Here is a 14,920-nt window from a genome sequence, read left to right on the forward strand (position 1 = left end):
ACGGTCAGCGCCGTTCCGGCGGTTCCCCGGTGTCGTCGGCCGTGTCCGCAGAGCGGTCGAATGTGACGTCGATCTGCTCGAAGCCCTTCGCGCGCTGCGCCTGCGCCTGCGCGGTGTAGGTGCGTCGGTCACCCCGCGTCAGCACGACGTCGTCGGTGAACGGGGTGAGAAGCGCACGGGGGTAGAGCTTCTGCACCCGCACGGAGTTGATCTCGGCGGTGAAGACCACCGCGAGCGACGTCAGGTACAGGAACGCCAGCAGACCGAGGACGACCGCGAAGATGCTGTTCGTGGCGCTCGCGTGCCGGACCACCTGACCGACGTAGACCGCGCCGAACGTCTGCAGCAGCTGCCAGATCACCGCCATGGCGGCGGCTCCCGGCAACACCTCCCGCAGCGACAGACCGCGCGCGGTGCCGATCCGGTACCCGAGGGAGAACACGAACGAGTTGATCACCACCGCGGCGACCGCCAGACCGAGGGTCGACAGGGTGCCGAACCCGTCGACGAAGTTGCCAAGCAGTGACAACAGCGTGGTCCCCGCCAGCGCCAACGCCAACACGACGAGCAGACGAAGGCTGCGCAGGCGCGAGATCAGGGGGTTGCCGCGTTCGTTGCGCGGGACGGACCACATCACGTTCATCGCGTTCTGGTACGCCTGTCCCACCCCCGATCCGCCGTACAGCGCGCCGATCACACCGATGACCACACCGGCGACACCCCCGCTCAGTCGGCGCGGCTCACCCAGCTGGTCACCGATGATGGGGAACTCCCCGAGCGCGGAGTCGACGAGGCGCTGCTGCAGCGACGGATGCTCGGCGAGGACCACACCGAGTCCCGTCGTCAGCAACAGCAGCAACGGGAAGAGCGAGATGAACGCGTAGTAGGCGATCAGCGCGGCGAGATACCCACCCTGGTCGTCGACGAACTTGTAGAAGACGGCGAGGACGAAACCGACGCCCTTGTTGCGACGCTGGACTGCGTCGAGACGACGGACGACCACGGCGGCGGGACCCGGCCCGGACTCAGTAGTGGTACGTGTCCGACGGCGCCGGCACGTGGTCCGGGTCGTCGTCGTGGTCGGCGTGGACCTCGATGCCGTAGGACCGCGCCAGGTCGATGATCTTCGTGGCCCGGGCGATACGGGGCAGATCCGAGCCGTTGCGGATCTCGCCGCCGTCGCGCTCGAACTCGGCGAAGAACTCGCGCGCCCAGGTGATCTCCTCCTGCGAGGGCGACAAGCCCTCGTTCACCGCCGCACACTGGTCCGGCGCGAGGCAGATCTTGCCCGTCATGCCGAACTCGCGACTCACCGCGGTGGCCTCGGAGAGCCGCAGCGCCGACGACCCGACTGTGGGACCGTCGATCGCGCTGGGCAGGTGCGCGGCCTTCGCGGCGATCGTGAAGCGCGACCGCGCGTAGGCGAGCGTGGTGGGGTTCTCGCCGAACCCGGTGTCGCGGCGGAAGTCGCCGATGCCGAACGCGAGACGGAAGGTGCCCTTCGCCGCGGCGATCTCGCCGATGCGCTCCAGTCCGCGAGCGGTCTCCACCAGCGCGACGATCGGGATCCCCGGCAGCCGCTTGGCGGTCTCGGTGACGTGGTCGACCGACTCCACCATCGCGAGCATGACCCCGCCCAGGCCGGTGCCCAGCTCACGGAGTGCGTCGAGGTCGCCCTCCCACCACTGTGTGCCGAAGCCGTTCACGCGCACCCAGTCGGGGTTGCCGGCGGACAGCCAGCGCACCACGTTGTCGCGCGCAGCGACCTTGTCCTTGGGCGCCACCGCGTCCTCGATGTCGAGGACGACGATGTCGGCGCGGGAGTGCGCGGCGGCCTGGAACCGGTCGGCGCCGATGCCGTTGACCAGCAGCCAGCTCCGGGCGAGCACGGGGTCGATGCGCGAGCCGATATCGTCGGGCTCGACGTCGGTGTCGGTGATCGGTGGCGGGTTCATCGCCCATATGGTCGCCCACCCACCACGTGTGAGCAAAACCGCCCACCGGGGCGACGTCGGACGAGCGGGAGGCGCGGATGGGCACCGATCACGAACTACGGCGGACGGACTTCGCCGTGCACCGGCCGATGACCACCCGCTGGTCGGACAACGACATGTACGGCCACCTCAACAACGCCGTCTACTACCAACTCTTCGACACCGCCGTGAACGGCTGGCTCGCCGACGGACTCGCCGCCGCCGGCGTGACTCTGGACCCCGCCCGGGACCCCGTCCGGAACGTGGTCGTCGAATCCGGCTGCCGCTTCCTCGACTCCGTGGCGTTCCCCGAGCCGGTGACCGTCGGGCTCGCCGTCGACCGGCTGGGGACGTCGTCGGTCACCTACGATCTCGCCGTCTTCACCTCCGACGACGGCCCCCCGTCGGCTCGGGGCCGCTGGGTGCACGTCTACGTCGACGCGGAATCCCGCAGACCGGTACCCGTCCCCGACGCGGTCCGCGGCGTGCTCACCGGAGCACTGCGGTCCCCCGACGACACGACCGACGACACGACGACGGCAGGAGAACGACGATGAAGATCAGGGCAGCCGTCCTGCAGGAATCGGGTCGTGAGCGGCCCTACGCCCGCTCGCAGCCGATCGTCGTCGAGGAACTCGACCTCGACGAGCCCGGTCCGCACGAGGTCACCGTCCGCATCGAGGCCGCCGGTGTCTGCCACTCCGACCTGTCGGTCGTGGACGGCAACCGGCCACGGCCACTGCCGATGGCCCTCGGTCACGAGGCCGCGGGGCGGGTCGTGGCCGTCGGCTCGGAGGTCGACGACCTCGAGCTGGGCACCCGGGTCGTCATGGCGTTCCTCCCCCGCTGCGGCGAGTGTGCGCAGTGCGCCACCGACGGCCGACTCCCCTGCGGGCCCGGTTCACTGGCCAACAACGCCGGCACGCTGCTCGACGGCGACCGTCGCCTGCATCCCGTCGACCCGTCCGACGACCACACCGTCCACCACCACCTCGGTGTCTCCGGATTCGCCGACCACGCCGTCGTCGACCGTCGATCGGTGACACCCGTGGGCGACGACGTACCGCCCGAGGTGGCCGCGGTGCTCGGTTGCGCGGTCCTCACCGGCGGTGGGGCCGTCCTCAACGCGGGCAAGCCGACCGAGGGACAGTCGGTCATGGTCGTCGGGCTCGGCGGGGTCGGGATGGCCGCGGTGCTGACCGCGCTGTCCCTGCGGACCGGCGACGTCATCGGCGTCGACGCCGTCGACGACAAGCTCGCCACCGCGCGGGAGCTCGGGGCGACCGCGACGTACACACCGGCGGAGGTGGCGGAGCAGGGCATCACCGCCGACGTGGTGATCGAGGCGGCGGGGAACGCCCGGGCCTTCGAGACCGCGGTCACCGCCACCGCACCGGGCGGCATCACCGTCACGGTGGGTCTGCCCGCACCCGACGCGCGGTCGTCGATCTCCCCGTTGGCGCTCGTCGCCGGTGCGCGCACCATCGTCGGCAGCTACCTCGGTTCGGCCGTCCCCTCCCGCGACATCCCCGTCTACGCCGACCTCTGGCGACAGGGACGGCTGCCGGTGGAGAAGCTGGTGTCCTCGCGCATCGGTCTCGACGACATCAACGCCGCGATGGACTCACTCGCCGACGGGACGGCGATCCGCCAGGTGATCCTGTTCGACTGAGTCGCTCGGGGCGGCGTCACCGGCGGACGCCGCTCGCCGCTTGCGGAGCTGGTGCCGGACGACCAGAGCGACGATCACCAACACGACGAGACCGATGAGGATCTCGGAGGCATAGCCCAGGCTGCTCTCCACGGTCTTGTACGACGACCCCGCGACGTATCCGAGGCTCGCGACGGCGCTGGCCCAGATCGCCCCGCCGATCGCGTTCGCGATGACGAACGTGCGCAGGCGCATCCCCGACATCCCCGCGAGGCCCGGCATCAGCGCCCGCAGCGCGGCGATCCACCGGCCGACGAGGACGGCGACGGCACCGCGCTTGCGCAGCTCCTCCCGCCCACGCTGCACGTGGTCGGGCTTGACGAGCCGTTCGGGCAGCTTCGCGAGCAGCACGGTCCCCCACCGGCGCCCGACCTCGAAGCCGATGAAGTCGCCGATGACCGCGCCCGCGATCGCCACGACGAGGACCTCCCACAACTCGAGCCGTCCGCCGCTGGCGATCACACCCGCGATGAGCACCGCGATCTCGCCGGGGATCACCACCCCGACGAAGATCGACGCCTCCAGGGCCGGGAACAGGAACGCCATCACCAGCGCGACCCACGGGGGGAGTCCGAGCAGCCACTGCACGAGTGCATCGATCACCCGTGCACGATAGCCGCGTTCCGTCCCACCCGGCCCAAGCAACCGATTTCGTCGCCGTGTTACCGCCAGGCAAACAAATTCGTCATCAAACCTCGAACAGACGGCGGAAACCGTATCTTTTCCGCATGGCCGTATCGGTGGACCCGCAGACGTCACCCGGGGACAAGGGACTGCAGGCCGGCGCCCTGGGGCTCGTCGGCAACGTGGTGATCGGGCTCTCGGCGGTGGCACCCGCCTACAGCCTCGCCGCGACCCTGGGCTACGTGGTGGCGCAGGTCCACACGAAGGCACCCGCGATGTTCGTCATCGCCTTCATCCCGATGCTGCTCATCGCGTTCGCCTACCGGGAGCTCGGCCAGGACACCCCCGACTGCGGGACGACGTTCACGTGGGCGACGAAGGCCTTCGGACCGTGGATCGGATGGATGGGCGGCTGGGGCCTCGCCGTCTCCGCGATCATCGTGCTGGCCAACGTGGCCGAGATCGCCGCGGTCTACCTCTTCGAGTTCCTCCACCTCGGCGGTCTCGCCGAGAACCTGTGGGTCAAGGTGTCGGTGGGGTGCGTCCTCATCCTCGCCATGACGTGGGTGTCGATCCGCGGCATCGTCATCAGCGAACGCATCCAGAACGTGCTCATCGCCGTCCAGTTCGGCGTCCTGGTGGTGGCCAGCGTCCTCGCGCTGGTGAAGGTGGCCACCGGATCCGCAGGCGCGCAGGCGATCACACCGAGCTGGAGCTGGTTGTGGCCGAGCGGGGTCTCGTCGTCCGAGCTCGCGGCCGCCGTCATCCTGTGCATCTTCATCTACTGGGGGTGGGACGCGTGCCTGGCCGTCGGTGAGGAGACCCGCGACGCATCACGCACACCCGGGCGTGCCGCTGTCCTGACCACTCTCATCCTGGTCTGCACCTACGTGCTGGTCGCCTACGCCGTGCAGTCCTTCGCCGGGTTCGGCGAGACCGGGATCGGCCTGAACAACCCCGACAACGCCGACGACGTGCTGACGATCCTCGGTGAGCCCGTCGGTGGGGTGGTCATGTCGTCGGCGCTCCTGCTCACGGTCAGCATCTCCGCCCTCTCCTCGACCCAGTCGACGATCCTGCCCACCGCCCGCGGGACGCTGTCGATGGCCGTGTACGAGGCGATCCCCCGCCGCTTCGCCCGGATCCACCCCCGCTACATGACGCCGGCGTTCGGGACCGCGGTCATGGGTGGCGCGGCGCTGATGTTCTACCTCGTCCTCTCCCTCGTCAGTCAGAACACGTTGGGCGACTCGGTCGCATCACTCGGCCTCGCGGTCGCCTTCTACTACGGCGTGACCGCCTACGCCTGCGTCTGGTACTTCCGCCGCACGCTGCTGCGGTCGGCACGGAACCTGTTCATGCGCGGCATCTTCCCGTTGCTCGGCGGCATCGCCATGACGTGGGCGTTCATCCAGAGCGCGAGCGACATGGTGGCACCCGACTACGGCTCCACCTCGCTCGGCGGGGTGGGTGGGGTGTTCATCATGGGTGTCGGCATGCTGGTCCTCGGCATCCCGCTCATGCTCCTGTGCGTGGCGGGCGGACGAGACTTCTTCCGCGGCCGAACACTCAACGCGACCACCGAGGTGAAGGTGCCCGATGTCTCCTGACGCGACCCGTGATCGCGCCCACGTCGTCGTCGGCTATCTCGCGACGCCGTCGGGTGCCGACGGTGTCGAGCTCGGGGTGTCCCTCGCGCAGGCCCTCGGCGCCGTCCTCGACCTGGTGTGCGTCGTCCGCGAGGAGGAGCCCGACGGCACGCCCGGTCGCGCCCCGTACCAGCAGCTGCTCGTCGAGCGGGCGCACCGCTGGCTCGCCGACGGCGAACGCATCGTGGCCGGACGTGTCCCGGTCGCGACGCATGCACCGGTGGCGGAATCGTTCACCGGCGGTCTGCTGGACACCGCCACGTCACTGGGCGCCACGATGATCGTGGTCGGCGGGACGCGGGACGGCATCATCGGCCGACACTCGCTGGGTTCTATCAGTTCCGAACTGCTGCACTGCGCCTCGCTGCCGGTGGCGCTGGCTCCGCGCGGACATGCCGATCGGTCCGACGCCCGCCTCGCCACGGTGACCGTCGCCGTCCCCGCCGTCCGCCGCGGGGACGATCCCCTGCCGGTCGCCACGGACCTCGCCCGTCGCGCGGGCCTGGCGATGCGGCTGGTCTGCCTGGTCTCGTCCGACGACCACACCGACATCGACGCGGAGGCATCCGCCCGCACCCGTACGCGACAGATCGCGGCCGCGCAGGCGGCGCTCGACGACGCCCGGGCGCGACTGGGCACGGGAGCCGAGATCGACGCGCTCGTCGGCGACGGCGACACCCTGGAGGCCGCGGTCGCGAGTCTGCGCTTCGGCGACAGCGACCTGCTCGTGGTGGGCTCGTCGCGACTGGGTCCGCCGAGCCGGGTCTTCCTGGGGTCCACGGCCTCTCGGATCCTGCGGAGCACGACGGCGCCGATCCTCGTGGTGCCGAACTCCGGCGACGCCTGACTCAGCTGTCGAAACCCAGCCCGAGGGCGTCCATCGCCCGCAACCACGGTCCGCGACGTCCGTGGTCGCGGTCGGCACGCGCGAACGCCCGTCGGGTCAGGGTGATGCCGATCCAGCGCAGCGGTTCCGGCGGGAACGGCAGCGGTCGTCCCCGCACCATCGACAGGCGGGTCCGGTCGGTGTCCCGGCCGTCGACGAGGTCCAGCGCAACGCGTGCACCGAAATGCGATGCGCCGACGCCGAGTCCGGTGAACCCCAGCACCGACACCACGCGGCCGCCCAGTGCGCGGTCCCAGAACGCGCAGAAACGTGAGCAGGTGTCGATCGCCCCGCCCCAGGCATGGGTGATGGCGACGTCGGCGAGGGTCGGGAACATCTGCACGAGATGTTCGGCGAGCACGGCGAACTCGTCGTCGTCGACGCGGTGGCGCGGATCGTCGTCGGAACCGAAGTGGTACACGGCGTCCCACCCACCGAACAGCATCCTGTCGTCGACCGTGCGCCGGATGTAGTGGAAGCGGTTGCCGACGTCGGCGAGTCCCTCCCGCCCGGACCACCCGATGTCGGCGAGCTGCTCCGGTGTCAGCGGAGCGGTCATGAGGGCGTAGTCGAAGACGGGCACCATCGACAACCGGTTGCGCCGGAGCAGCGGGCGCGCAGCCGCTGTCGCGATGACCGCACGATCGGCGGTGACAGCACCCCTGTGGCAGATCGCGCGCACACCGCCACCCCGGTGGCGGCGGAGCACCGTGACCGCCGAGTTCTCCAGGATCCTCACGCCGAGACGCTCCGCGGCGTCGGCGAGGCCCCAGGCGAGTCTCGCGGGGTCGACGAGCGCGACCGTCGGGTCGTGCGCGTAGGCCGCGACCATGGGTGAGCGGATGTCGGCGTCGGTGTCGCCGGCCCGGCGGAACGTGACGTCGAGGCCGAGATCCCGTGCGGTGCGGGCGTCGGACTCCAGATCGGCGACCTGCCAGTCGAAGGTCGCGACGTCGAGTTCACCGACGCGCTCGAACGCGGCGTCGATCCGGAGACGGTCCAGGGTCTCCTCGATCGCGTCGAGCGTCGCCAGGCCCATGTCGAGCAGCGCGGGCATCTCGTCGCGGAAGCGCGAAAGACCGTTGGCGATCCCGTGCGTCAGACTCGCCGCGCAGAATCCCCCGTTGCGACCGCTCGCACCCTCGGCGATCCGATCGCCCTCCAGTAGGACGACCCGTCGTCCCGGGTCCTCCTCCGCCGCCTGCACCGCGGTCCAGAGCCCGGTGAACCCGCCGCCCACGACGAGGAGGTCGCAGTCGAGGTCACCGTCGAGCGCCAGCCGGGCCGCGGGCCGGTCGGGACGGTCGAGCCAGTACGGCACCCGGCGGGCGTCGGCGACCATCGCCCGGCCGCGGGTGGTGGGGCCCTCCGCCCAGGCGGCCGCGGTCGCGGCCGGCGCGACGTCGGTCACCGGTCCGGCAGCGTGAACACCGCGCGGTGCCACTCCTTGGCGGCCACCCCGGTGATGTCGCTCATGACGTGCTTGATCGACAGGTACTCCTCCAACGAGTACGCCGACATGTCCTTGCCGAAGCCCGACGCCCCGAAACCACCGTGCGGCATCTCGCTGATGATCGGGATGTGGTCGTTGATCCACACACATCCGGCGTGGATCTCCCGGGACGCCCGCTGCGCGAGGAAGACGTCACGCGTCCATGCCGAGGCGGCCAGTCCGTAGTCGGTGTCGTTGGCGCGGCGCAGTGCGTCGTCCTCGCCGTCGAAGGTGGACACCGTCAGCACCGGACCGAACACCTCGTCGCGGTAGATCTCGCTCTGCTCGTCGACCCCGTCGATCAGGGTGGGCGGGTAGAAGGCGCCGGGCCCGTCGGGGACCACCCCACCGGCGACGATGCGGGCGCCGGCCGCGGCGGCGCGGTCGACCATGCCCGCGATCTTGTCCCGGTGCCGGTGGGACACGACCGGACCCATGTCGGTGTCGGGATCGGTGGGGTCGCCCACGCGGACGGCCGCCATGAGTTCGGCGACGCCGGCGACGAAGTCGTCGTGCAGGCTGGGCGCGACGATCGCCCGGGTGGCGGCCGTGCAGTCCTGGCCGGAGTTGATGAGTGCGCCCGCGACCGCGCCGTGGACCGCGGCGTCGAGGTCGGCGTCGGCGAAGACGACGAACGGCGCCTTGCCGCCGAGCTCGAGCTGCACCCGGGTGCCACGCGCCGCCGCGGCGGCCATGACCTGCCGCCCGACCGCCGTCGAGCCGGTGAAGGTGACGACGTCGGCGGCCCGGTGTCCGGCGATCGCCGCGCCCACCTCCGGGCCGGTCCCGGTGAGCACGCCGAACACGCCGTCGGGGACACCGGCCTCGGTCGCCAGACGTGCGAGCGTCAGTGAGGTCAGCGGGGTGATCTCGGCCGGCTTGAGCATCACGGCGCAGCCGGCGGCGAGCGCGGGCATGACCTTCCAGATGGCCATCCCCAGTGGGTAGTTCCACGGTGTCACGGTCCCGACCACGCCGACCGGTTCACGACGGATGGACGAGGTGTGATCGGCGGAGTACTCGGCCGTGGCCTTGCCCTCCAGCAGTCGGGCAGCGCCGGCGAAGAACGCCGTCGTGTCGACGGCCCCGGGTACGTCGAACTCGGTGGCCAACCGCGTCGTCTTGCCGGTCTGCGCCACCTCGTCGGCGACGAGTTCGTCGGTGGCACCCTCGATCCGGCGGGCGAGTTCGGCGAGCACCCCCGACCTCTCGGCGGGGGTGAGGCCGCCCCACGCGGGCTGTGCGGCACGCGCCTGCGCCATCGCCACGTCCACGTCGGCCGCGGTGGCCAGGCGCATGGTCGCCACGACCTCGTCGGTCGCGGGGTTCACCACCTGGTGCTCGGGCCCGTCGGTGCTGTGGGCGGATCCGGACAACCAACTCGAGGGCACGGTGCGCGGCATGGCGGCAAGTGTAGGCGAGCACGACTGATTCCTCTCCGTATCGGCGTCGTCACGACGGATTCGGTGTCATCGCTTGCTTCAGATCGCTGATTCCGCGACAATCGGCGCGTGACCAAAGACCTCGACGAGGTGTCGAAACGGATCATCGAGGAGCTGCAGGCGGACGGACGCCGGTCCTACGCCTCGGTCGGCAAGTCGGTCGGCCTGTCCGAGGCCGCGGTGCGCAACCGGGTGCAGAAGCTCAGCGACAGCGGGCTCCTGCAGATCGTCGCCGTCACCGATCCCCTCCGTGTCGGGTTCGCGCGACAGGCCATGATCGGTATCCGCTGCACCGGGGACTCGGTGGCCGTGGCGGAGGCGCTGGCCGAGATCGACGAGATCGACTACGTCGTCCTCACCGCGGGCTCGTTCGACGTCGTCGTCGAGGTCGTCTGCGAGGACGACACCCGCTTGCTCGACCTGCTGAACAAGAAGATCCGCGCACAGCCCGGAGTGACCGCCACCGAGACCCTCGTCTACCTGAAACTCGTGAAGCAACAATACAATTGGGGTACCCGATGACCACGACGCCGATCGAGCCCGCACACGGCTCCATCACCGAACCCACCTCCGACATCGGCGCGCGCAGCGCTCGGCACCTGTGGGGCCACTTCGCCCGCCACGGCGCCGAGATCGTCCCCCCGGTCATCACCCGGGGTGAGGGTGTCCGCATCTTCGACGATCGCGGGCGGAGCTACCTCGACGGGCTCTCCGGTCTGTTCGTCGTGCAACTCGGCCACGGCCGTGAGGAACTCGCACGCGCGGCCGCGGAGCAGGCGTCGTCGCTCGCGTTCTTCCCCCTGTGGTCGTACACGACCCCGCCGGCCGCCGCGCTCGCCGAGCGACTGGCCAACTACGCGCCCGGCGATCTCAACCGCGTCTTCTTCACCACCGGTGGTGGCGAGGCGGTCGAGAGCGCCTGGAAGCTCGCGAAGAAGTTCTTCAAGCTGACCGGCAAACCGTTGAAGCACAAGGTCATCTCGCGGTCGGTGGCCTACCACGGCACCCCGCAGGGCGCGTTGGCGATCACCGGCATCCCCGCGATGAAGCAGGACTTCGAGCCGCTCACCCCGGGTGCGTTCCGGGCACCCAACACCAACTTCTACCGGGCGCCGGAGCACGGCGACGACGAGAAGGCGTTCGGGCGGTGGGCCGCCGACCGCATCGCCGAGGCCATCGAGTTCGAGGGCCCCGACACCGTCGCGGCGGTCTTCCTCGAACCGGTGCAGAACGCGGGAGGCTGCTTCCCGCCGCCTCCCGGCTACTTCGAGCGGGTCCGCGAGATCTGCGACGAGTACGACGTGCTGCTCGTCTCCGACGAGGTCATCTGCGCCTTCGGACGCATCGGGTCGATGTTCGCGTGCGACGACTTCGGCTACGTGCCCGACATCATCACCTGCGCGAAGGGCATGACCTCGGGGTACTCGCCCATCGGGGCCATGATCGCCAGCGACCGGCTGTTCGAGCCGTTCGACGACGGCGTCACCTCCTTCGCCCACGGCTACACCTTCGGCGGTCACCCCGTGTCGGCGGCTGTCGCGCTGGCGAACCTCGACCTGTTCGACGCGGAGGGCATCACCGACCACGTGAAGGCCACCGCCCCGGACTTCCGACGCACCCTGAAGCGTCTGCACGACCTCCCGATCGTCGGGGACGTGCGCGGTGAGGGGTTCTTCTACGGGATCGAGCTCGTCAAGGACAAGGCCACCAAGGAGACCTTCACCGACGAGGAGTCCGAGCGGGTGCTGCGCGGCTTCCTGTCGCACGCCCTGTTCGACGCCGGGCTGTACTGCCGGGCCGACGACCGGGGGGACCCGGTGGTCCAGCTGGCGCCGCCTCTCATCAGCGGTCAGGCGGAGTTCGACGAGATCGAGTCCATCCTGCGGTCGGTCCTGACCGAGGCCTACACCAAGATCTGAGGTGTACACCGCGATCTGACCGTCGGCCGCGCGGCGGTCGTTCGCGTGGGTGATGATCGTGGTCGTGACCGACCTCGAAATCGCCCGACCGGGCGCCGTCCTGGCGTGCGACCCACCCGTCGCCGACGTCCCCGTCACCGTCGTGGCCCACGGCATGTCGTCGAGTCGGGCGGCGATGGACGGCGACGGCGTGTTCGACTGGGGTCCCGCGGGGCTCGGTCACCGTGTCCTCGTGCGGTACGACGCCCGCGGACACGGTCGCTCCACCGGGGGCACGGATCCCGCGGAGTACACCTGGCCCCGGCTCGCCGACGACCTGCTCGCGGTGATCGACACGGTGTCGCCGGGCAGCCCGGTCGACCTCATCGGGATGTCCATGGGGACAGCGAGCGCGCTCTACGCCGCACTGCGTGCACCGCACCGCATCCGACGTCTCGTCCTCGCGATCCCCCCGACGGCATGGGAGACCCGCGCGCCCCACGTCGCCGGCTACCGCGACGCCGCCGACGCCATCGACACCGAGGGCATCGACGCGTATCTCGCCGCCGCCGCGGACGAACCGCAGCCGCCGATCCTGGCACCGCTGGCCCGGCGGCCCTACACCGCGGACGTCGTGGACGGATGCTTCCCCGCGCTGCTGCGGGGCGCCGCCGCCTCCGACCTCCCCGACCCGTCCGAGCTCGCACGGATCACCCACCCGACGCTGCTGTTGCCGTGGGACACCGATCCCGGACATCCCGTCAGCACCGCCGAGGCGCTCGCCGACGCGTTGCCCGCGGCGACGCTGCAGGTCGCCACCATCCCCGACCAGATCCGCGGATGGGGTACGCAGGCGGCGCGGTTCCTCGGCGGCGACACCGCGACACTGTAGGTTCGGCGCTCATGCGTGATGTGTCCCGAGCGGCCCGGGTCGCGCTCGCCGCCGGCCTGTTCGGCGCGATCGCGGCGCTGCCCCTCGCGGCCGCGCCCGCGGGTGCGGCACCGGTCGCCGCGACCCCACCGGCAGCCGCCCCGGTCACGCCCGACACCTCCGCCTGCCCCTACCAGACGGCGCCGGCTCCACCCGTCGACACCTCGGAGGTCCCGCCGCCGGGTCAGCAGGCGCCCGCCGCCCTGCCCGTGCCCCGCCCACCCGTGGGTGGCGACCGGCTCGGCGCCTGCGGCGTCGTGACCGCCGGCTCCGCCGACGTCCCGCGCGGCCTCACCTCGGCGGGCTGGCTGGTCGCCGACGCCACGTCGGGGACCGTCCTGGCCGCGAAGGACCCGCACGGCCGCTACCGCCCGGCCTCGACCATCAAGACCCTGCTCGCCCTGACCGCACTGCGGGACCTCGATCTCGACACCGTGGTGACCGGTACCCGCGAGGACTACTCCATGGAGGGCGACTCCGCGGGGATCGGCCCCGGCGGGACCTACACGGTGCGCCAGCTGCTGCAGGGCCTGCTGATGGTCTCCGGCAACGACTGCGCCAACGCCCTGGCGCGCGAACTCGGCGGGTACGAGACCGCCGTGGGCAAGATGAACGACCTCGCGCACTCGCTCGGCGCAAAGGACACCCGCGCCGCCTCGCCGTCGGGTCTCGACGCACCCGGGATGAGCACGTCGCCGTACGATCTCGCCCTGATCTTCCGGGCGGCGCTGCGCGACCCGACCTTCCGCGACCTGATCTCCCATGTCGACGCGCCGTTCCCCGGATACCCACCGCTCGCGGACGTCCCCGGCGACAAACCCCATGCCGGCTACCAGATGCAGTCGCAGAACCGCCTGCTCACCGAGGGATTCCCCGGTGTCATCGGCGGTAAGACCGGGTTCACCGACGACGCCCGCAAGACCTATGTCGGAGCGGTCGAACGCGACGGCCGCACGCTCGTCGTGGTCCAGATGTACGGGTTCAACGAGATGGACGACTCGTACTGGGATCAGGCGAAGGCACTGCTGGAGTACGGGTTCGCGATCCCCAGGACCGCATCCGTGGGAACTCTCGTGGACGGCCGGGCGTCGTCCGGGAGCGGCTCGACGACCACTCGCCGCAGCACCGCGGGACCGGCCATCGCCCAGAACGTGTCCGACGAGGGCCCATCGGGCGGCGGCGTGGGCGAACGCCTGCTGATCGGCGGGGTCGGGGTCGTCGTCGTGGCCGGTCTGGTGGTCGCCGCGGTGCGGATCAACCGCCGGACGCGCTAGTCAGTCCCGACGACGCCAGCGCAGCACACCGACGGCGGTCACCGCACCGGCGACCAACGCGGTGACCGCGCCGACGCCGGGTGTGGTCGGCGAGACGACGACGCGCGGTTCGATCACCACGGGGTCGGGCACAGCCGCGGCCCCGTAGGTGCGGTTCATCTCGTCCGTGGCCGCCCAGGCCGTCGCGAACAACACGATCCGCGTGGTGAAGAACGCGAACACCATGATGCCGATGATCGGGCCGAAGGTGGCGCCCGCCGGTCCGCTCAGCACGGTGCGGAGATAGAAGGTGGCGACGAGCTTGAAGACCTCGAACACCACGGCCGTGAGCAGGCCCGCCTTCACGGCGTTGCGATACGGCAGCGGGATCCGCGGCAACCGGGCGATGGCCCAGGTGAACAGCAGCGTCGACGCACCCAGCGACACCAGGACGGACACCACGCGCACCACGATGAAGATGCCGGGCACGTCGCCGACACCGATGTGGTCGAGCACCCACCTCGTCAGCCCGCTGCCCGCGAGCGCGGACAGACCGAACGACACGGCGAGCGCGACGAACAGACCGAGCAGCGCGCCCAGGTCCCCGATCTTGGTGCGCACGAACGACTGTGCGGGTGGTTCCGGACCCCACTGCACCGTCAGGGCGTTGCGCAGGTTCGCCATCCAGCCCAGCCCCGAGTACAGCGCCAACAGCAGACCGATGAGGCCGATGGAGGTGCGCGACGAGATCGCCTGGTCCATGAGGTCGTTGAGCTGGTTGCCCATGTCTCCCGAGACCGAGTCCGTGATCTGTTGCTTGGCCTGGTCGAGCAGGTCTGGGCTCGCGACGAAGACGAATCCGGCGATCGCGAACGCCACCATGAGCAGCGGGAACAGCGCCAGCACGCTGAAGTACGTCGCCCCGGCGGCGAAGAAGTCGCCCTTGGAGCCCTGGTATCGCGCGCCGGCCGCGACGAGATGATCGAGCCACGGGTACCGGGCCCGGAGGGTGTCGAGCCGCGAGGGCTTGTCGTCCTGCGTCGTGGTGTCCGCCATCGTCA

General features: G+C 70.7%; 13 protein-coding genes and 1 pseudogene. 8 read left to right on the forward strand and 6 right to left on the reverse strand.

Going from position 1 to position 14,920, the window contains the following annotated elements; all coding sequences use genetic code 11:
- Positions 1–4 precede the first annotated feature (4 nt).
- Both LX14_RS00080 and LX14_RS00085 read right to left on the reverse strand, forming a co-directional pair.
- Entirely contained in the window at positions 5–1,003 is a 999-nt protein-coding gene (locus LX14_RS00080) for a YihY/virulence factor BrkB family protein (protein ID WP_253645265.1), read from the reverse strand.
- Between the two features lie 22 nt (positions 1,004–1,025).
- The gene (locus tag LX14_RS00085; RefSeq protein ID WP_253645266.1) at positions 1,026–1,955 is read right to left on the reverse strand and encodes an HpcH/HpaI aldolase/citrate lyase family protein; all 930 of its coding nucleotides are present in this window, start codon (positions 1,953–1,955) and stop codon (positions 1,026–1,028) included.
- A gap of 77 nt (positions 1,956–2,032) precedes the next feature.
- On the opposite strand from LX14_RS00085, the gene LX14_RS00090 reads away from it, so the two are divergent.
- Both LX14_RS00090 and LX14_RS00095 read left to right on the forward strand, forming a co-directional pair.
- On the forward strand, positions 2,033–2,530 hold the full coding sequence (locus LX14_RS00090; RefSeq protein ID WP_253645267.1) for an acyl-CoA thioesterase: 498 nt from the start codon (positions 2,033–2,035) through the stop codon (positions 2,528–2,530).
- Positions 2,527–3,645 carry an alcohol dehydrogenase catalytic domain-containing protein gene (locus LX14_RS00095; RefSeq protein WP_253645268.1) on the forward strand — a complete coding sequence of 373 codons (1,119 nt, stop codon included), beginning with the start codon at positions 2,527–2,529 and terminating at the stop codon, positions 3,643–3,645. The genes LX14_RS00090 and LX14_RS00095 overlap by 4 nt, the downstream gene beginning before the upstream one ends.
- Here LX14_RS00095 and LX14_RS00100 read toward each other — a convergent pair.
- A complete protein-coding gene (locus LX14_RS00100) occupies positions 3,598–4,287 on the reverse strand; it encodes a DedA family protein (protein WP_253645269.1) in 690 nt (229 codons plus the stop codon). The two genes, LX14_RS00095 and LX14_RS00100, sit on opposite strands and share 48 nt — an antisense overlap.
- A 125-nt stretch (positions 4,288–4,412) precedes the next feature.
- Between LX14_RS00100 and LX14_RS00105 the strand changes: the two genes are divergently transcribed.
- Positions 4,413–5,918, forward strand: coding sequence for an APC family permease (locus tag LX14_RS00105; RefSeq protein WP_253645270.1), 1,506 nt, complete (start codon positions 4,413–4,415; stop codon positions 5,916–5,918).
- Positions 5,908–6,804, forward strand: a complete 897-nt coding sequence (locus LX14_RS00110; protein ID WP_253645271.1) for a universal stress protein — start codon at positions 5,908–5,910, stop codon at positions 6,802–6,804. Before LX14_RS00105 ends, LX14_RS00110 begins: the two co-directional genes overlap by 11 nt.
- A gap of 1 nt (position 6,805) precedes the next feature.
- On the opposite strand, the gene LX14_RS00115 is transcribed toward LX14_RS00110, so the two are convergent.
- The gene (locus LX14_RS00115) at positions 6,806–8,185 is read right to left on the reverse strand and encodes an NAD(P)/FAD-dependent oxidoreductase (protein WP_253647822.1); all 1,380 of its coding nucleotides are present in this window, start codon (positions 8,183–8,185) and stop codon (positions 6,806–6,808) included.
- Between the two features lie 65 nt (positions 8,186–8,250).
- Positions 8,251–9,738, reverse strand: coding sequence for an aminobutyraldehyde dehydrogenase (locus LX14_RS00120; protein ID WP_253645272.1), 1,488 nt, complete (start codon positions 9,736–9,738; stop codon positions 8,251–8,253).
- 73 nt (positions 9,739–9,811) lie between these two features.
- Between LX14_RS00120 and LX14_RS00125 the strand changes: the two are divergent.
- From LX14_RS00125 to LX14_RS00140, 4 genes and pseudogenes are all read left to right on the forward strand, one after another.
- A pseudogene (locus tag LX14_RS00125) lies at positions 9,812–10,299 on the forward strand (Lrp/AsnC family transcriptional regulator).
- Positions 10,296–11,696, forward strand: a complete 1,401-nt coding sequence (locus tag LX14_RS00130) for an aspartate aminotransferase family protein (protein WP_253645274.1) — start codon at positions 10,296–10,298, stop codon at positions 11,694–11,696. Before LX14_RS00125 ends, LX14_RS00130 begins: the two are co-directional and overlap by 4 nt.
- 64 nt (positions 11,697–11,760) lie before the next feature.
- Positions 11,761–12,567 carry an alpha/beta fold hydrolase gene (locus tag LX14_RS00135; protein WP_253645275.1) on the forward strand — a complete coding sequence of 269 codons (807 nt, stop codon included), beginning with the start codon at positions 11,761–11,763 and terminating at the stop codon, positions 12,565–12,567.
- A gap of 11 nt (positions 12,568–12,578) precedes the next feature.
- A complete protein-coding gene (locus LX14_RS00140) occupies positions 12,579–13,880 on the forward strand; it encodes a D-alanyl-D-alanine carboxypeptidase family protein (protein ID WP_253645276.1) in 1,302 nt (433 codons plus the stop codon).
- Here the strand turns inward: LX14_RS00140 and yhjD are convergent, their stop codons facing one another.
- Positions 13,881–14,915 carry an inner membrane protein YhjD gene (yhjD, locus tag LX14_RS00145; protein ID WP_253645277.1) on the reverse strand — a complete coding sequence of 345 codons (1,035 nt, stop codon included), beginning with the start codon at positions 14,913–14,915 and terminating at the stop codon, positions 13,881–13,883.
- Between the last annotated feature and the right edge of the window lie 5 nt (positions 14,916–14,920).

It is taken from the genome of Williamsia deligens (assembly GCF_024171765.1).
Taxonomy (GTDB): domain Bacteria; phylum Actinomycetota; class Actinomycetes; order Mycobacteriales; family Mycobacteriaceae; genus Williamsia_A; species Williamsia_A deligens.